This is a genomic window from Mycobacterium sp. E3198 (assembly GCF_001667015.1).
In the GTDB taxonomy this organism is placed as follows: domain Bacteria; phylum Actinomycetota; class Actinomycetes; order Mycobacteriales; family Mycobacteriaceae; genus Mycobacterium.
Genome location: NZ_LZIS01000268.1, coordinates 23,818 through 40,556, shown reverse-complemented (window position 1 = coordinate 40,556; position 16,739 = coordinate 23,818). Strand labels below are relative to the sequence as shown.

Genomic DNA, 16,739 nt, shown 5'->3' with positions numbered 1-16,739 from the left:
TGGCCCAAGCCAAGGAGGCCAGGTATGTCCTCGTGAAAATCGCACCGGCGTCGAGCGCCGCCGTGGTGCAGCTGCCAAGAATCTTCCAAGCCGGTCGCCGGAGCATTCCTGTCCTGACCCCGTTTTCGTCGTAGAAAGGCAAAGACATGACGACACCCGCCGGCTGGTACGACGACCCCGAAAACCCGACCGCACAACGCTATTGGGACGGTCAGAACTGGACGCCGCACCGTCAGCGAAAGGACGCGGCGACGACGCAACCCGAAGCCGCGCCCGTGGCACCGCCGCCCCCATCGCAGGCGCCCCCGCCTTCTCCGGCGGTCGGGGGTCCGAGCCCCTGGGAGCAGGCGCGGCCCTATGTGAATAAGGCGCGGGACGACGGCCGGCAATTTTGGTCTCGGCAGCCTCGGGAGCGGAAGGTGATCTTTGCCGCAGCGGCCGCGGTCGTTGCTGTCGCCGCCGTCATAACCTTCTGGGTTACTGTCCTGGGCGGCTCGGGCGGCGGAGGCCATCCAGTGGACAAGTCTTCCTCGTCCTACAAGATGGGCCTGGACAGCGGCACCCATGGCGACGCCGAGATGGCCGCCTTCGGATACTTCAGCCTCACCGAAGCGCGGAACATGGCGCCGGTCTCGCACCAGGAGGCGTGCGAGCAGGCGTACAACTCCGACAACAACCCACTCACCCGACCCGAAGGCGGGCTTAACAAGAACGACTACATCGCCGGCTGCATGGACGGGCTCGACCAGAACGCCAAGTCGCGCGAACCAAGGCCGAATACGGTGGTGCCGCCATCGAAGAAGGGCCCCAATGGTGGCACGGTTCCCAACAGGCCGGGCTCATGAAGCGCAAGTTTGCGGTAAATTGGCCGCTCGCCGTCGTGCTGGCCGCCACCGTCGCCTCGGTGATCATGGCGGTCTTCGTCTACGGCCTTTCGGACGGAAACGCGGCTCTATTCGTGTTCCTGAAAGCCACGGTGCTGGGTGTGGGACTGCTCTGGGCCTGGCTGACGGTGAGGCGCGCCCGACGGAAATCGGACGGGGTGGAGGAAACCGAGGTCGGCGAGGTCGGCGAGGTCAGCGAATGATGCCGTAGCCCGGCACACCGAATCCCTTGCGCGCCCACGGCGCTGCAGTAAGCGTGTGGCGGAAAAGTCGGCGAATCTGCACCCCCTCTGCACACACGAAGCCCTCAGGGCACACTCGGTGTGTGGAACAGACTGACACCGATGCCATGACCGACACGCTCGCCGGGTTCGTCGAGCGGCACGCCCGGCGGCGACCCGACGACATCGCGATGCGCTTCGGCGATCGGCAGTGGTCGTGGGCCGAGTGGGCGGCGCGGATTCGGCGGGCGGCCGGGGCGCTGCGGGACGCCGGCATCCGGCGGGGCGACTGCGTGGCATTCCTGGACAAGAACCACCCGGCCTGCCTGGAAATCCTCTTCGCCGCAACGTCGATCGGCGCGGTGACCACCGTCGTCAACTGGCGCCTGTCCGGCGACGAACTCGCCCACGTGCTCGACGACAGCCGCCCGCGCCTGCTGTTCGTCGGCGCCGAACTGCGCCCCGCCACCGAGGCGGCCGCCTCCGTGGAACGGATCGTCGTGGTCGATGACGAGTACGAATCCCTCATCGCCGCAGCGACTCCCGTTGCGCCCGAGGAGGTCGACGAGGACGAGAACGCCCTGATCATCTACAGCTCCGGCACCACCGGGCGGCCCAAGGGTGTGCTGCTGAGCCAGCGCGCGCTGGCCAACCACGCGGCCAACCTCGCACCGGCGTTCCCGTTCGACGACGGCGACGCAAACCTGGTGTGCATGCCCCTGTTCCACGTGGGCGGAATCGGCTACGCGCTGTTCGGCATCCGGGCGGGGGCACCGACGATCATGACTCGCGAGCCCGACGCCGCGTCCCTGATCGGTGCGGTGCGGGCCGGTGCGACGCACGCGTTCTTCGTGCCGCCCGTGATCGCGCGGTTCCTTCAGGCCGGCGAGACGGCCAGCGCGGCGATCGCGGGGCTGCGCTACATCGTGTACGGGGCCGCACCCATGCCGCTGCCGTTGCTGCACCGGGCGCTCGAGACCTGGCCCGAGACGAACTTCGTGCAGGTGTACGGGCAGACCGAACTGTGCGGGGCGGTCACCGCGCTGGGCGACGACAACCACCGCGACCCCGACCGGCCGCACCTGCAGCTGGCCGCCGGAAAAGCCGTGCTGGGCTGCGAGATTCAGGTCGTGCACCCCGAGACGGGTGACGTGCTGCCGGCCGGGGAGCCGGGCGAGATCTGGGTGCGCAGCAACCAGAACATGACCGGCTACCTCAACCGGCCCGAGGCGACCGCCGAGACGATCACCGCCGACGACTGGGTGCGCACCGGCGACATCGGGCGCCTGGACGCCGACGGCTACGTCTACATCGAGGATCGCCTCAAGGACATGATCATCACCGGCGGCGAGAACGTGTACGGGCCGGAGGTGGAGAGCGTGCTGATCGAGCACCCCGCCGTCGCCGACGCCGCGATCATCGGTGTCCCCGACGACTACTGGGGCGAGTCGGTCAAGGCGATCGTCGTCCCCAGCGCCGAGGTCGACGCGAACGACGTCATCGCGTTTTGTCGCCGGCACCTGGCCGGCTACAAATGCCCGCGGACGGTGGACTTCGTGGAGTCGCTCCCCCGCAACCCGAGCGGTAAGATCCTCAAAACCGCGCTGCGGGAGCCGTTTTGGCAAGGAAGGGCGCGCAATGTTTGACGCTCGGCGGCGCGATTGCGCGATCACCGTGCTGGGCGGCCCGACGACCGTCGTCGACATCGCGGGCCGCCGGCTGGTGATGGACCCGACGTTCGACCCGCCCGGTGAGCACGGCTACCTGACCAAGCTCACCGGGCCCGCGGTGGCCGCCGACGCGCTCGGGGCGGTGGACGCCGTGTTGATCAGCCACGACCAGCACCCCGACAACCTCGACGACGACGGCCGCCGGATGGCGCTGGCCGCGCCCCTGGTGCTCACCCATCCCGGCGCCGCGGGCCGGTTGGGGCCGCCGGCGGTGGGGGTGGCGCCGTGGCAGTCGTATGACCTGCCGGGCGGATCGGGACCCCTTGCGGCGCAAGCCGTTCCGGCCGTCCACGGCCCGGCCGACGGGCAGCGTGACACCGGCGGCCACGTCAACTGCGAGGTGACCGGGTTCGTGCTGTCCGGGCCCGGCCTGCCCACCGTGTACCTCAGCGGCGACAACGCCTCGCTGAGCGCGGTCAAGGACGTCGCCGGTCGGGTCGGCGCGATCGACGTCGCCGTCCTGTTCGCGGGCGCGGCGACCGTGCCGGCCAAGGAACGGGGCCGGCCGTTGACGCTGACCTCGGCGCGCGCGGCCGCCGCGGCCGAGGTGCTGGGCGCCAGGGTGGTGATCCCGGCCCACGTCGACGGCTGGGCGCATTTCAGCGAGGGCGCCGACAGATTCGCCGCGGCGTTCGATGCCGCCGGGATCGGCGACGTGTTGCGGGTCGCCGCCCACGGCGAGTGGGTCGACCTATAGCCGTCCCTCGGCGCGCAGCTCCGGATGCACCCAGTCGGGTGAGCGGCGCTCCTTGAACGCGCGGAAGCCCTCCCGGGCCTCGGCGTCGCTGAGGCTGGCGGTCATGCCGATGCGGTCGTACAGGCCGAGGTAGTTGTCGATGCTGGACTTGATCACGCCGCGGGCGCGCGGCGCGGTGCGGCTGGCCTGCGCGAGCAGGTCTTTGGCCACGGTGAGCAGGGTCTCGTGCGGCACCACCCGGGTGACCAGGCCCCAGTCCAGGGCTTCGACCGCGGTGAGCACCCGTCCGGTGAACATCAGGTCGCGGGTGCGGACCGGCCCGACGAGGCGGGCCAGCATTTGACTGTAGTAGGTGTCGGCGTAGCCGCGGAACAGCTCCGGCACGCGGAATGTTGCCCGCTCGCTGACCACGGACAGGTCGCTGCACAGCGCGATCTGCATGCCGCCGCCCTGGCACAGCCCGTTGACCGCGGAGACGACGGGCTTGGCCGAGGTCCGGACGGTGTCGAACGGCGTGACGTCCATGCCCAGGCCCGAGCCGAAGGTCATCCAGTCGTCGGTGCCTCCCCCGCCGCCCATGTCGCCGCCGGGCGCGAAGATGTCACCCGTCCCGGTGATCAGCAGCCCGGCCAGGTCCGGATCCTCGTTGACACGCCCTACGGCGCAACGGATTCCGAAGTACATCGCCGGCGTGAAGGCGTTCTTGGCTTCCGGGCGATCGATGGTGCACACCGCGATCGGGCCCTGGCGCTCGAATCTCAGATACGGGGTGCCCAGCCAATCGCCTTCGGGAGGGCGGGGGCTGCTGTCCTGCGTCGCCACGGGGCTGGCTCCTGTCGTCGGCGTAACATCTCGCCCCCAGACTGTAACGCCCGCTATGCGTATTGCAGCGTGGCGGTTCCGATGGTCTGCGCGGTGTCGTCGACGAGGCCGGCTAGCCGGTTCTGCAGCGCGGCCGTCGCCTCGCCCACCGATTTGTCGCAGAAGCGGCAGTGAATCGTGAACTGCGGCTGGTCGGCTTCGTCCGGCCAGAACCGGCGGGTGCCGACCTGGGCGCCGGGGTCGTATTGGACCGCCTGGTGTGGGGCCTCCTTGAGGATCCTGCCCACGGGGTGGCGCTGCGGGCATTCGAGTTTGAGCACGCCGATCCCCTCTTGGTTGGCTGCCATCGTCCACCGTCCTTTTTGTCTTGGTCTCCTCGCCGCCCATTGAACGCTATTTGTCCGCCATTCGTGTTCCCAATGTCGGGGAGCATTGGGGGATGCCAACGTGAGCATTACCGACCGGGGAGTTCTTTCCAGGCGTGGTCAAGTCCGTACCGCGCTGTTCGACTACCTCGCCCTGACCAAACCGCGATCCATCCACCTTGTCATCGGCGCGGTTCCCGCAGTGTTGCTCGCCGAGCGCGGCGTCGTGGCCCCGGTGTCGATAGTCAACGCTCTTGCGGGCGCAATACTCATGACCGCCGGCGCCAACACGCTCAATTGCGTCGCGGACGCCGACATCGACAAGCTGATGAGACGCACCGCAAACCGCCCGCTGGCGCGAGGCGCGATCTCGACCGATCATGCGCTGGTATTCGGGTTGGGGTTGAGCGTCGCGGCGTTCGCCTGGTTATGGGTGACCACCAGCCCGTTAGCCGCCCTGCTGGCGGCGGCGACCATCGCGTTCTACGTGCTGATCTACACGCTGTTGATCAAGCGACGCACCTCGCAGAACGTAGTGTGGGGCGGCATCGCCAACGGGATGCCGGTGCTGATCGGCTGGTCGGCTGTCACCGCCGGCATCGGCTGGCCGGCCCTGGCGATGTTCGCGATCATCTTCTTCTGGACGCCGCCGCACAGCTGGGCGTTGGCCATGCGCCGCACCGACGATTGCCGCGCCGCGGGGTTGCCGATGCTGCCGGCCGTCGCGAGCGAACGCCACGTCGCCACCCGGATCTTCGGATACACCGTTTTGACGGTGTCGGCGACCGTCGCGCTCGCGTTGGCCACCGGCTGGCTGTACGGCGCCGTCGCGTTGCTCGCCGCGGTGTGGCTGCTTGCGACCGCGCACCGGCTTTACGCCCGGGCGCACAACGGCGAACCCGTTCAACCCCTTCGGTTGTTCCGGCGATCCAACAACTACTTGTCCGCGGTGTTCTTGGCGCTCGCGGTGGATTCGGCGCTGGGGCTACCGACGCTCCTGGGCCACTGACCCGTCGACGAGATGGAGGCGCGGCTTTGAGCGACAACGAGCGGCTGATCTTGGTGGACCGCAATGACCGCGAAATCGGCCATCTTGCAAAGGAAGCCGCGCACACCGGCTGCGGGATGCTGCACCGCGCGTTCTCGCTGTTCGTCTTCAATCCCGACGGCGAACTGCTGGTGCAGCGCCGCGCGCCGGGCAAACGCCTGTGGCCGGGCTACTGGTCTAACACCTGCTGCTCGCATCCCCGCCCGGGCGAGCGGATGGACATTGCCATCACCCGTCGCCTGCACGAGGAACTGGGGATGACGGCGGAATTGGGTTTCCTCTTCAAGTTCGAGTACCAGACGCAATACGACGCGGGTGGCGCCGAGCACGAGCTCTGCTGGGTCTACGCCGGGTGGAGCGCCGAGCGACCGCGCGCGAACGATAAGGAGATCGCGGACTGGCGCTACGTGGCGCCGCAAGCTCTCCATGCGGAAATGATCTGCGCCCCTGAGAGATTCACACCGTGGTTCAAGCTCGAATGGAAGCGCGTCATGCGTGCCCATTCCTGGGCTCTCGGCGCGAATTTACTGCGAGCGCTCCCGGACAACCCTTGCCACATCGATGCGTTTGATCAGTCTGGCCGCCGGTAGCTGGGACGCGGCGGCGGCCGCCGTCACCGCGGCGGACGCGAGGAGCAGCACCGTGGCGCCGACGGACAGGTGGAGGCTGAACAGGTCGTTGTTGAACGAGCGCAGGAACAGCCACCCCGCTCCGACACCGGCCGCCAGGCCGATCGGGACGGCAAGCACTGTGGCAGCGACGTTTTCAATGACCACGGCCGCGGTGAGCCGGCGGATCCGTGCACCGGTCGCGCGCAGTGTGGCCAGTTCGGTTGTCCGTTCAGCGAGGTTCACGGTCATCGTGACGTAGATGACCGTGAATGCAAGCAGCGCACCCAACACCAAGGCGGCGCCGGCAAAAGCCCAGAAAATGACGAGGTAGGTGCGGAGCTGGGTCTCGACCGCGTGGTTATCGGTGTATGCGACCACGCCGGGCAGGCCGGTGACGCCGGCGCGGATTCGGTCGCGGTCCGCGGCGTTGCCGAAGCGCAGGAGGTACCCGCCGGGTTCGGCATTGGTGAGGATTCGAGCGGTGTCGTCGGTGGCGTACAGGGCGGTGCCCAACGGTTCGTCCACGAGCCCGGCGAGCCGGACCGTCCGGGCGGGGCCCGCGGTCGGCACGACGGTCAGATCGTCACCGACACGGACGCCAAGGCGATTGGCGAGGGCCGCGCCGGTGAGAACGCCGTCGGCCGGGAGCGCCCGAAACGAGCCACTCGGGGTGCGGAATCCGTGCATCACCGTCGTCGGCTGCAACCCGGTCAGCGATGTCGGGTATGTGTTCCCATTGACCACCACGGTAACCCGCGCGATGGTGGCAGGCTCGACAACGGCGACACCGGCAAGGGAATGCAACTGATCTTCGATGTTCGCTCCAGGGGCGACCAACACCGTGGCGTCCTGGCGCTGCACCTGGCCGAACTCGACGTCGACCATCGCACGCACGCTGGTCAGCATCACGGCGGAGGCGAGTATCAGCACCAGCGCGAGCACACCCCCGATCATGGTGGCGGCCGTGCGGCGCCGGGAGCGGGTCAGGGAACGTAACGCCATTCGAAACACCACGGGTATCCGCGTCCATCGTGCGGATACCCTGGTAAACGAGCCCGTCCGGATCGCGTGAGTCCCGTCGCCGCGCATCGCCTCCGCGGGCGCGGTCCGGGCGGCGCCGACGGCGGGTATCAACCCGGCGACCACGCCCGTGATCAACCCGAGCGCGAAACCGATGACCGCGGTGGGGATTCGGTGTTCGACGACCGCGTCCGGCAGCCTCAGCAGAGACGCGTAGGCCCTGGTGTAAAGGGAGGTCGCCACTCCCCCGACCAGGACGCCCGCCAGCGCGGCGACGGTCGCGACGATCCCGCCGTACCACGCGTAGTGCCACACCACTGCGCGTCGGCGGGCTCCGAGGGCGAGGAGGGTGCCGATGACCGGTCGTTCGGTCTGGATGATGCGGGTGAGCAGCAGGTACTCGGCAATCGCCGCCGCGCCGAGGAACATGGCGGGAAACCCGATCGCCATCCCGCGGAAACCGTTGAAGTTCTGCCGAAGCGCGGCGTTGGACGGTTGGTCGGCGCGGTTCTCGATGTCCGTGGCGCCGGCGGCGCGCAGCAGGCGGGCCACCCGGTCATGATCGGATTGAGTGGCACCGCTTGTCATCTGCACGAGCACCTGATTGGGTGCCGTGCGCGCCGACAGCATCCGGGCGAGCAATTCGGGGGCGAACACGACCGCGAACGCATGGGGGTCACCGAGGACGTCTTGGCGGTTCCGCGCGGGCCAGAGGTATTCCGGAGACTGCACGACGCCCGAGACGATCAGCTCGCGCCATCCGCGATCGTCGAATACCCGCACGCGGTCGCCCGTGGTGAGGCCGAAGGTGTCGGCGGTATGCCGCTCGAGCGCCACCTGGCCAAGGCTTGCGGGATCGGGTAGTCGCCCGGCGATGACATCGACCTCGTTGATGCCGTGACCGTCCGCCGTCGGAATTCCGACCACGCGGCCGACGAGTTTGGTGCCGCCGATCGCGAAGGGCCGATCCGCCTGGGTGCGGGTGGTGATCCGGTCGACACCCGTGGCGTTACGGACCGCGGCGGCGATCGTTGCCGCGTCGCCGCCCGTCACAGTCAGGTCGGCGAAATGCGTTCTGGCGTAGGTCCGGTCGTAGGAGGCCTGCACATTGCGAAAGGAGTCGTAGCTCGTGACGAAGAGCAACACCCCGAGCATCACCGTGGCGCCGATCGCCGCGACCTGCGGCAGCCGCCGCCGCAAGTCGCGCCGGGTCTTGTTGTGCAGGGCCGCTTTCATCGTGATGCGTCACCATCGAACGCTCGTGGCGTCAGCCGGCGAGGTGTTGCGGTCGGTGGACGTGATGGTGCCGTCACGCATCCGTATGACGTGATCGGCGATTTCGGCCGTGGCCTCGTTGTGCGTAACCATGATGACGCCGCATCCGGTGGTGCGGCTGGTGTGCTGCAGCAGCTGCAGCACACGACGTCCGGTCGCCACATCCAGCGCACCGGCGGGTTCATCGGCCAGCAACAAGTCGGGGTCGGTCGCGAGCGCCCGGGCGATCGAAACCCGCTGCTGTTCCCCGCCCGACAGCTGAGCCGGGAAGTGCGCGGCGCGGTCCGACAAGCCGACCGCGGCCAGCAGATCCGGAACACGACTGGCATCGCCTCGGCCGGTCAGTTCCATAACCACCTGAACGTTTTCGTGGGCGGTGAGAGTGGAAATCAGGTTGAAGAACTGGAACACAAAGCCGACACGTTCGCGGCGAAAGGAACCCAGATCGCGGGGTCGATGTCCCGAGATATCCTGTCCGGCAACGGTTATTGTGCCACCGTCCGCCGTTTCTATGCCGCCGATGATGTTGAGCAGCGTCGTCTTGCCCGACCCGCTCGGACCGAGTATCGCCACGAACTCGCCGGCATGGATATCGAGATCGACCTCGCGCAGGGCAGATACCGCCGCCGCGCCCTCGCCGTAGGTCTTGCTGACCCCGCGTAGCCGGACATCGCCGCGCACTGTCGGCCTAAAAGCCAATTGCCTTGCCTTGCGCCCGCCGCCCGATCGCTCGGGCGCGCCCGGGATCGCTCTCGCTCTCTGGCCGGCGGGCCACGACGAACTGAGAGATTCCGCGCAGCTGCTGGTCGATGTCGGTCAGCCCGGTGGCCGCAAGGAATGCTGGAACCATGGCGCGGTCGAACACGCGCACCCCGCACATTTCGGCGCCGAGCTCGAGACCCTTCCGTATCAGCAAGGACTCGCGGCCGTAGGTCGTCATCACGGCGATCCGCCCGCCCGGCGCAAGCACCCGGATCATCTCTTGGAGCATGCGGATCGGTTCTTGGACGAGATGCAGAGCGGCAAAGCAGAACACGACATCGAATGTCCTGTCGTTGAACGGGAGGCTGCGCGCGTCGGCGCGCATATAGACCGCGCGCGCGGCGCTGTTGTCGCGGACGGCGCGCTCCATCATCGCGACCGAATTGTCCAACCCGATGACGAAGCCGTCTCCGCTGAGCTGTTCGGCGAAGAACCCGGTGAAATTGCCCGGGCCGCATGCCACGTCGAGAACGCGCTGCGCGCCGCCCAGATGCAATGCGCCGGAAGCTTTTTGGCGTTCGGCGTCGATCGAGATCCCGTGCAATCGCATGATCGCGACCATGATCGGGCGCCAGAAGCGCTCGTACAGCGCCGCCACCAACGGGCTCTGCATGAATCGCTGTGCGAGGCTTGGCCGGGTCGGGACGCTGCCGCCCAGTAGATCGGTGAACCCGCCGTCGCAATAGTGCATCGCGCGCATGAAATCGTCGCGGATCAACCCACGCGCTAGCGCCGGCGACCACATTGCATCAGGGACGGCCTCCGCCCCGGGCTGTCGGGCGGTCATAGTTTAGGCACGCAGTCGGGCGTTGGATGGTTCACCCGATTCCGAATACGAATTTTGGGGCGCTCTACCTGGCGCGGGCGTTGCACCAGACCCGGTGCGCGAGGTTGATCGGCGCGAGGGCGGCTTCCCAGGCCCTCCCTCGCCACCGGGCCCCGACCCCGACAAACGTGACGACGGCGCCGTCCGCGCCTCGGCCTTTTCCGGGTATCAAGTCGATGGTTGCGTGGGCGACGATCACCCGCCCGTCCTTGGTCAGGGCCGGGACTTTGAAGATGCCGCGCTTCAATCGACCGCTCTTCATGGCGTGATCGAATCCCCACCAATGCAGCGGCCGCAGGACGGGCGGGATCACGACATTGAGGCTTCGCCCCAGTGTCTCGTCCGCCGAATGGCCCACGACACCGGTGACCGCATCACCCCACTGATGAATGATGCCCTCGCGGTCGACGGTCACCGTTGCGCGGCGGTCATGGGCCGCCTCCGAAGCGTCCATACGGTGATCACGACCGGCGCCGTCGCCGGGTTCACCGTTGCGCCGGCGTACCGCCGGCTGGAGCCGGGCACGTCGTCGGCCAAACCTGAGCCTGACCTGCGAGGATTCCGGTGGTCCCGGCTGGGATCGAACCAGCGACCTTCCGCGTGTGAAGCGGACGCTCTTCCACTGAGCCACGGGACCGGCGCCGAGGGGCGAACGGTGTCGAAGGGTAGCACGAACCCGACATCGCCGAACCCGCCACGTTGGTCGCCGGGCGCGCTAGCCTGGACCGGCAACGTCACCAAGAGATTTGTGCGGGCCCGCTCGGGTGGACTATCGTCGTCCTTCGCAACGGGCGACGATCTCGCCCGTTGCGCGCGGACGTAGCGCAGTTGGTAGCGCATCACCTTGCCAAGGTGAGGGTCGCGGGTTCGAATCCCGTCGTCCGCTCGAAGGTGCAAGTGGCATCAATCCCAGCGGTGGAGTGGCCGAGTGGTGAGGCAACGGCCTGCAAAGCCGTGCACACGGGTTCGATTCCCGTCTCCACCTCCAAATTTGACCCCCGGCGCGATTAGCTCAGCGGGAGAGCGCTTCCCTGACACGGAAGAGGTCACTGGTTCAATCCCAGTATCGCGCACCATGCTTGACCTGCGGAAATAGGCTTTAATGGAGCGGTCGCCGCCAATATGCCGCCAACTGATTTCGCCGCTATGGCGGCAGACGCCGATTTGCTGGCCTCTCAGCGGCCCGTAGGGCGACGAACACAGTTACGGTGAACAGATGCCGGAGGAACCCCGATACACCCGCGAGCAGCAAGAGGACACCCTTGCCGCCCTCTCCGTCATCAGGGAAGCCCAAGCCGGTGGAGAGAATTTCGCAGCGGAAGATGCCGTGCGGGAGATCCAGGAGATTGCCGCGCGGCGGTTCAGCGGCGAGCCAATCGAAGATGTGCTCGCCCGGCTAGTCGCTGGCTTCACGAATGCCGCTGGGATGCTACTTGATTGGATCGAGGCCGAGGCTGCGCACCGGCGCGAACTGGTCGAACGAATCGAGCAGACCTACCCCTCGTTTGAGATTGGCTACACCCCCGACCCGAGCTGGGCTACCTGGTCGGGCGTCCTGAGGGCAATCGAGGAAACCGTTAGGGAAACGCCACTCTGCGACTGAGTCCGGGCCCGTTGCCTCTGACCTCTCGGCACAATGTCAGGCGTCGCCCTACACCGCGACGGCGCGCGGTGAGGGAAACCAAATTGGGGGGTGGGCCGGGTAGCCGTCTGGCGCTAAAGTCGGCTTGGCGGGCGGGGGGAAAGAGAGCAGAACGTGAATCTCCCGATGACGGCTGTCCTGCACGTGGACTTGGACAAGCGGGACGCCGAGGCGATCACCGCCCGCATCAAATCCAAGATGGGCGACCTGATGGCCGAGGTCGCCAAGGCTTACATCGGGCGGGCATGGGTGGCCCTCGGCTACGAATCGTGGGACGACTACATCAAGGGCGAATTTCACCATGCGCCGCTGGTGTTGCCGCGTGAGGAACGCCGGGCGGTGGTGGCGTTGCTACGCGGGCAGGGCATGTCGACGCGGGCCATCGGGGCGGCGACGGGCGTCCACCATGACACCGTTTCTAGCGACCTCCGAGGTGTCGGAAATCCGACACCTGACGAGGCGCCGCCGGTCATCGGGCAGGACGGCAAGCCCTATCCGGCGCAGCCGCCGCCCAAGAAACCGCGCAAGCGGACGCCCCAAGAGGTGGCGAGGCGGGAAGCGGATGCCAGCTTCGCCGCGATTGGCAGCGCGGTCGACCAGCTTGACGGGGCAATCAGCGTTCTCGGGCCGGAGCACGGTGGGGCGGCGGTGCAGGCAGCCGACGCCGACCTACTCAACCGGGCGCGGGAAGCGTTGCAGCGCGTTATCGAAAAACTATCGGCGACAGGTGAGCGGCCCGGCGCAACGGTGTACTCCTGGCAGATACAACACATTTCCGCGTCCATAGCGGAACCTTGCGACACGTTCACCGACGACCAGCTTGCCGAAGCGTTGGGCGCCGCAGAGTTTCTCTATCTACTACTTCGCGGCGCGACCATCCTGCGAGGAGGCGCCCCCCGCGACGCCCGCGCTTTATGAGACGCGAACGGTGGTGGGCGCCGGGGCTGTATCAAGACCAGCGCGGCTATTACCGCTACGAATTGGCTAGTTGACTCACCCGCTGAGGCGAAATCCCCAGCAACACAGCAATATCGCGGACAGGCACCCCGTAAGTAACCAGCCAGTGCGCGAAGTCCCTTGCCTGCTGGGTGCTCTCCCGCTCCAATTCGGCGGCCTGCGCCCGTGTGTGCTTAATTTGGCGGGCGGTGTCGAGAAGTTCACGGAAGGCCGGTTCCTCCATGCGGATGCTGGCGATTTCGACCGTGATTTCCGAAACGGGAATGCCCCGGTCCAAGGCGATGTAGTCGCGGGCCATCGTCGGCGCCTCGGCCAGTCGGCGGGCTTGCGTGACGCCGTCGATTTCAGGGATGTAGACCATCCACCAGCGGCCTTCGCGCTTGATTTCGATTTTGAATTCGTACATCAGGACCCCTTGCTCCGCTCAATCGCCTTGTCCACCTGGCGAACTACGCCAGGCGATATGACGCGGTGACCTGTCGGCACGACGACGTACGCTCCAGACTGTGCGTGAAGCCACTTAGTGTGGCTGCCGTTGCCGCCGGTTTTGTCGAATCCGGCTTTGCGGAGGCGTTTGACCACAGATCGGGTGGGTTCTTCACTGACCACCACGATAGTCTAGGCAGGTAGACGTTTTCTAGTCCACTACGCTAGACAAAAATGTTCACAGGCTGGGGGCGCTACGACGGGCCAGGGTCAAAAGCCACACCGACCCGCCCGGCCCCGCCATGCGAGCATGGCCCATTTCACAACTCCGGATTGGAATAAGGGCAACACTAGGCCGCGTGGAACACGTACTTGCCGTCTTCGCGCTCACCGCCGCATTGTTCGCCCCGGCCTCCCCTGCGCCGCCGCTGGCCCCATCAAGTTGTCACCCGTTGACCAACGGGGGCAACTGCTACGAACCCGGCGAATACTGCCGCAAAAGCGACCACGGGGCTTCCGGGGTGGCCGGTGATGGCGAAGACATCGTCTGCCAGAACAATGACGGCTGGCGCTGGGAACCGGCCACCTAAATCGGCCCCGCGCGGCGTTCGGGGGAAACCGCGACCCTGAGTCCCTAAGCTAACGAACCATGTGGGGACCAGCATGACCGCAACGCCGCCGCCCGGTTGGTATCCCGACCCCAGCGGCGACAACAACCAGCGATACTTCGACGGCACCAACTGGACCGACCACGTCGCCCCAATCGCCCCACGCATCCCGCCGCCTGGCCCCGGCGATGCACCGAACCGGCAACCCAGCGCAAGAAAGTCTCTGCGGCCCTTCCTGATAATGGCCATCGGCGGCCCACCCACCGCCATCGTGACGTTCATCCTCATGCAGCTAGCCTTCGGCGCCGCAAATCGGGGCGGGTCCGGCACGCTCATTTTTCAGATCAGTGGATTCGTGCTGTTTTTGCTTTGGTTGGCCAGCGCCGTGGCCACGATAGTTGGTGTCGTCGGCGCGATTGTGCGGAGCGTTCGACAACAACATTGAAGCGGTTTGCAGGGCACGCTGCTCCGATTTGCTAGGCCCGGCTGGCCAAGCCGATTTCCGACCTATACGCCCGCGTGGAAATGCCCCTGGGGGGATATTTCCGAAGCAATGCGAGGGTCGCGTCGCGTCAGCAAGCGATGGGGCACCCCCCCACCGGCCCAAACGCGCTGGTAGCGACGGTGCGGCACGCCCGTCCGACCGCCGCCATGGCCCGCGCGACCAGGCAGGGGGTGGGGGTATGGGTCCCATCGGGACGCACCCGAGCCGCCTACCACCTGCGCCCGTGCCGTGCCTGTTGCGCTGGTGTTTGCTGGCGGTTTCGCTGTTTGTTGCACAGGAGGTGGGCTGGGCGCAGCGGGCCGTTGTTGTGCCCGCCGCGCTTGACCTCGTCAACGTGGTCGCTTGACCAGGACATGGGATGCCCAGGCGGCAGGCCCATGTCGATGACCTGCCCGCAGAGCCAGCAGATGTCCCCGCCGGGGCCGCGTTTGAGGCGTGCCCTGTTGCGCCGGTACCGATAGCCGCCGGTGCGACGCACCGCGTGCTGCTTAGCTGCCCGGCCCGGCGATGCTGAACGTGCCGCACCTGTTCGGCCGCACCAGATTCTGGCCGATGCGCCAAGTCGCCCGTACCGCAACAGAATCCGAGGAAAAGAACTGGTGCTCCGAGGTACTGACCATGACGGGCCCGTACGCGGAAACAATCGCGGTCCGGTCGATCACCATGCCGGTGTAGGTGGGCACCGCGACGTTGACGACGACCGGCAGGGACAGCAGCAGCGTCTGGGCGTCGGTGGTCCCGGCCCCGATGAGGCTGCTGTTGTAGTCGGTCGCGGTCTTCAATTTCCTGAATTCGGCCCAGGCGGTGGGGCTGAGGATTACGTGCGTCGGCGTGCTGAGGTTGGTTTGCAGTTCGGCGACCAGGTCGACCAGGGCGTCCAGACTGCCCGAAACCTCCTCGCCTTCAACGACATTGGCGACGTTGAGGATACCGGTGGAGGGGCCGAGGGCGGGCGGGGTGGGCGCCACCTGCTGCATGAAGGCAAGGTCCGCGCGGCGGACCAAGGCGCGGCCGACCGACTGGGACAACTGTTCGGCGGTGTCGGGCTGCGCCCACTGCTCCCGGCTGAGCCGAACCAACTGACTGACCTTGCCGGTGGCTACCAGCACCTCGGCCAAATCCGGTTCGGCCTCGGGGATTTCGGCCGCCTCGGCGACGAAGTCGGCGGTGGCGTCGTCGACATACCCGACCCGCACCACCGGCTGGTCACCTTCGACTTGCCCTGCGTAGGTTGAACATTCGATGATCAGCGCCTCGGGGATAACGTCGGCCGGGCTGAACGTGTAATAGTCGGGCCTCCATGCGGCGGCGCTGTTGACGGTCGTTGCCGTGAAAGTCATTTCGAAAACCCACTTCTGCGGCAAGGTGTCCACTTGCTGGACACCCTTCTATTGCGCCGCGTTGGAATGGAATGGAGTGAGTTTGTCCACGACGTGCCACTACATGGCGCCGCCGCAACCCGCTACGCGGGAGAGTGCGCCGGGGGGGTGCCGACCCTACGGCCGGGGCCGCCCAGCGCGAACGGAATCATTCTAGCCCCCGCAGGGATGGCCCAGAGGGGATTGTCCGGGGCTACTTCTCGCGGGGCGCGAAGGCGGCCCGCCAGCGGTTGACCGGTTCGACCGGCGCGGCGGTTCCGGAGCGCAGCCCCTTGAAGGGCCGGGGGTCGCGGGTGATGCCGAGGTGGGCGCGGGCGTGCTCGACGGCTGCCCGGACCTTGTCGGGGTCGGGGGCGCCGTCCTCGCCTAGCAGGTCGTCCAGTTGGGCGCCGGAAGCCCACAGGGCGGCGGGTTTGATGCCCAATGTGGTGGCGATGGCGCCGACCTGGTCACGGCGCAGGGCGTCAAGCTGGCGCTCCAACACCGTGATTCGCTCCGCCGACTGTTCGTTGTCGGCTTGGCGGGCAGCCTGTTCGGCGCGCAGTTGCTTCCGAAACTTGGCGGCCTCGCGGTCGCGGCCCGACCCCGGTTCGGCGCCATGTTCGGATTCCACCGGCACGCCAACGTGGTCGGGTTGCTCGGCGGGCGCCGGGTCGGGCGGGGTGTCCGAGGTGGCCTGTGCCTGTTCAGTTTCCATCGTCATTGTCTCCGTTCTGCTGGTCGGCCTGTAGCCGGGCTAGGTTGTCGCATCGTTGCCGGATGGTGTTGGCCAGGGTGGCGGCCAGGGGCGGGGTCAGCGCCAGGGTGTGGGGGCCGTGCCGTGCATCGCGCACCGTCACGGCGATGACATCGGCGCCGGTTTCGGTGATGTAGCCGTAGGCGATTTCGATGGGTTGGCCTTCGGCGGGGGTGAGGATGGTGGCGCCGGGCGGGATGTGGTCGGTCAGGTCGGGCATGGTGG

Annotated in this window: 21 protein-coding genes and 4 tRNA genes; 13 read left to right on the top strand and 12 right to left on the bottom strand. The window is 67.2% G+C overall.

What is annotated here, in order from left to right:
* Positions 1 to 146: 146 nt before the first annotated feature.
* From A5673_RS28850 to A5673_RS27655, 4 genes are all read left to right on the top strand, one after another.
* A complete protein-coding gene (locus A5673_RS28850) occupies positions 147 to 845 on the top strand; it encodes a DUF2510 domain-containing protein (protein WP_082958999.1) in 699 nt (232 codons plus the stop codon).
* On the top strand, positions 842 to 1,087 hold the full coding sequence (locus A5673_RS27665) for a hypothetical protein (RefSeq protein ID WP_068240136.1): 246 nt from the start codon (positions 842 to 844) through the stop codon (positions 1,085 to 1,087). Before A5673_RS28850 ends, A5673_RS27665 begins: the two co-directional genes overlap by 4 nt.
* A 146-nt stretch (positions 1,088 to 1,233) precedes the next feature.
* The gene (locus A5673_RS27660) at positions 1,234 to 2,751 is read left to right on the top strand and encodes a long-chain-fatty-acid--CoA ligase (RefSeq protein WP_068240132.1); all 1,518 of its coding nucleotides are present in this window, start codon (positions 1,234 to 1,236) and stop codon (positions 2,749 to 2,751) included.
* A complete protein-coding gene (locus A5673_RS27655; RefSeq protein ID WP_068240130.1) occupies positions 2,744 to 3,532 on the top strand; it encodes an MBL fold metallo-hydrolase in 789 nt (262 codons plus the stop codon). The genes A5673_RS27660 and A5673_RS27655 overlap by 8 nt, the downstream gene beginning before the upstream one ends.
* Here the strand turns inward: A5673_RS27655 and A5673_RS27650 are convergent.
* Entirely contained in the window at positions 3,527 to 4,354 is an 828-nt protein-coding gene (locus tag A5673_RS27650; RefSeq protein WP_068240128.1) for an enoyl-CoA hydratase/isomerase family protein, read from the bottom strand. The two genes, A5673_RS27655 and A5673_RS27650, sit on opposite strands and share 6 nt — an antisense overlap.
* 53 nt (positions 4,355 to 4,407) lie before the next feature.
* Entirely contained in the window at positions 4,408 to 4,701 is a 294-nt protein-coding gene (locus A5673_RS27645) for a hypothetical protein (RefSeq protein ID WP_068240126.1), read from the bottom strand.
* A gap of 100 nt (positions 4,702 to 4,801) precedes the next feature.
* Between A5673_RS27645 and A5673_RS27640 the strand changes: the two genes are divergently transcribed.
* Both A5673_RS27640 and idi read left to right on the top strand, forming a co-directional pair.
* Complete coding sequence (locus tag A5673_RS27640) at positions 4,802 to 5,728, top strand: heme o synthase (RefSeq protein ID WP_068240307.1); 927 nt, start codon at positions 4,802 to 4,804, stop codon at positions 5,726 to 5,728.
* Between the two features lie 26 nt (positions 5,729 to 5,754).
* The gene (gene idi, locus A5673_RS27635) at positions 5,755 to 6,357 is read left to right on the top strand and encodes an isopentenyl-diphosphate Delta-isomerase (RefSeq protein WP_197518486.1); all 603 of its coding nucleotides are present in this window, start codon (positions 5,755 to 5,757) and stop codon (positions 6,355 to 6,357) included.
* Here the strand turns inward: idi and A5673_RS27630 are convergent.
* The 5 genes from A5673_RS27630 to A5673_RS27610 form a co-directional block, all read right to left on the bottom strand.
* On the bottom strand, positions 6,292 to 8,634 hold the full coding sequence (locus A5673_RS27630) for an ABC transporter permease (protein WP_068240124.1): 2,343 nt from the start codon (positions 8,632 to 8,634) through the stop codon (positions 6,292 to 6,294). The two genes, idi and A5673_RS27630, sit on opposite strands and share 66 nt — an antisense overlap.
* Before the next feature lie 9 nt (positions 8,635 to 8,643).
* A complete protein-coding gene (locus A5673_RS27625) occupies positions 8,644 to 9,354 on the bottom strand; it encodes an ABC transporter ATP-binding protein (RefSeq protein ID WP_082958998.1) in 711 nt (236 codons plus the stop codon).
* A gap of 7 nt (positions 9,355 to 9,361) precedes the next feature.
* Positions 9,362 to 10,153: a class I SAM-dependent methyltransferase gene (locus A5673_RS27620; protein ID WP_068240120.1), complete on the bottom strand. Its 792-nt coding sequence runs from the start codon at positions 10,151 to 10,153 to the stop codon at positions 9,362 to 9,364.
* 133 nt (positions 10,154 to 10,286) lie between these two features.
* Positions 10,287 to 10,715 carry a PAS domain S-box protein gene (locus A5673_RS27615; protein WP_068240118.1) on the bottom strand — a complete coding sequence of 143 codons (429 nt, stop codon included), beginning with the start codon at positions 10,713 to 10,715 and terminating at the stop codon, positions 10,287 to 10,289.
* Positions 10,716 to 10,826: 111 nt separating this feature from the next.
* A tRNA-Val gene (locus A5673_RS27610) sits at positions 10,827 to 10,898 on the bottom strand.
* Positions 10,899 to 11,074: 176 nt separating this feature from the next.
* Here A5673_RS27610 and A5673_RS27605 point away from each other — a divergent pair.
* The 5 genes from A5673_RS27605 to A5673_RS27585 all read left to right on the top strand — a co-directional run bounded on the left by A5673_RS27605 (position 11,075) and on the right by A5673_RS27585 (position 12,821).
* A tRNA-Gly gene (locus A5673_RS27605) sits at positions 11,075 to 11,147 on the top strand.
* Between the two features lie 28 nt (positions 11,148 to 11,175).
* Positions 11,176 to 11,249: transfer RNA gene (locus A5673_RS27600), tRNA-Cys, on the top strand.
* Between the two features lie 13 nt (positions 11,250 to 11,262).
* A tRNA-Val gene (locus A5673_RS27595) sits at positions 11,263 to 11,337 on the top strand.
* Between the two features lie 140 nt (positions 11,338 to 11,477).
* Positions 11,478 to 11,864: a hypothetical protein gene (locus A5673_RS27590; RefSeq protein ID WP_068240113.1), complete on the top strand. Its 387-nt coding sequence runs from the start codon at positions 11,478 to 11,480 to the stop codon at positions 11,862 to 11,864.
* A 189-nt stretch (positions 11,865 to 12,053) separates the two neighbouring features.
* Entirely contained in the window at positions 12,054 to 12,821 is a 768-nt protein-coding gene (locus A5673_RS27585) for a helix-turn-helix domain-containing protein (protein ID WP_156748678.1), read from the top strand.
* A gap of 55 nt (positions 12,822 to 12,876) precedes the next feature.
* Here A5673_RS27585 and A5673_RS29775 read toward each other — a convergent pair whose 3' ends face one another.
* Both A5673_RS29775 and A5673_RS28840 read right to left on the bottom strand, forming a co-directional pair.
* Positions 12,877 to 13,266: a hypothetical protein gene (locus A5673_RS29775; RefSeq protein ID WP_068240111.1), complete on the bottom strand. Its 390-nt coding sequence runs from the start codon at positions 13,264 to 13,266 to the stop codon at positions 12,877 to 12,879.
* Positions 13,266 to 13,442 (bottom strand): type II toxin-antitoxin system HicA family toxin, encoded by a 177-nt coding sequence (locus A5673_RS28840; protein ID WP_231971471.1) that lies wholly within the window; start codon positions 13,440 to 13,442, stop codon positions 13,266 to 13,268. Before A5673_RS28840 ends, A5673_RS29775 begins: the two co-directional genes overlap by 1 nt.
* A gap of 203 nt (positions 13,443 to 13,645) precedes the next feature.
* Between A5673_RS28840 and A5673_RS29400 the strand changes: the two genes are divergently transcribed.
* Together A5673_RS29400 and A5673_RS27575 are read left to right on the top strand one after the other, a co-directional pair.
* Positions 13,646 to 13,876 carry a hypothetical protein gene (locus A5673_RS29400; protein WP_156748677.1) on the top strand — a complete coding sequence of 77 codons (231 nt, stop codon included), beginning with the start codon at positions 13,646 to 13,648 and terminating at the stop codon, positions 13,874 to 13,876.
* Positions 13,877 to 13,949: 73 nt separating this feature from the next.
* On the top strand, positions 13,950 to 14,339 hold the full coding sequence (locus A5673_RS27575; protein WP_068240109.1) for a DUF2510 domain-containing protein: 390 nt from the start codon (positions 13,950 to 13,952) through the stop codon (positions 14,337 to 14,339).
* A gap of 548 nt (positions 14,340 to 14,887) precedes the next feature.
* Here the strand turns inward: A5673_RS27575 and A5673_RS27570 are convergent.
* From A5673_RS27570 to A5673_RS27560, 3 genes are all read right to left on the bottom strand, one after another.
* On the bottom strand, positions 14,888 to 15,739 hold the full coding sequence (locus tag A5673_RS27570; protein WP_068240305.1) for a phage major capsid protein: 852 nt from the start codon (positions 15,737 to 15,739) through the stop codon (positions 14,888 to 14,890).
* A 232-nt stretch (positions 15,740 to 15,971) separates the two neighbouring features.
* Positions 15,972 to 16,475, bottom strand: coding sequence for a hypothetical protein (locus A5673_RS27565; protein WP_068240107.1), 504 nt, complete (start codon positions 16,473 to 16,475; stop codon positions 15,972 to 15,974).
* Positions 16,465 to 16,734, bottom strand: coding sequence for a hypothetical protein (locus A5673_RS27560; protein WP_068240105.1), 270 nt, complete (start codon positions 16,732 to 16,734; stop codon positions 16,465 to 16,467). The genes A5673_RS27565 and A5673_RS27560 overlap by 11 nt, the downstream gene beginning before the upstream one ends.
* Positions 16,735 to 16,739 lie beyond the last annotated feature (5 nt).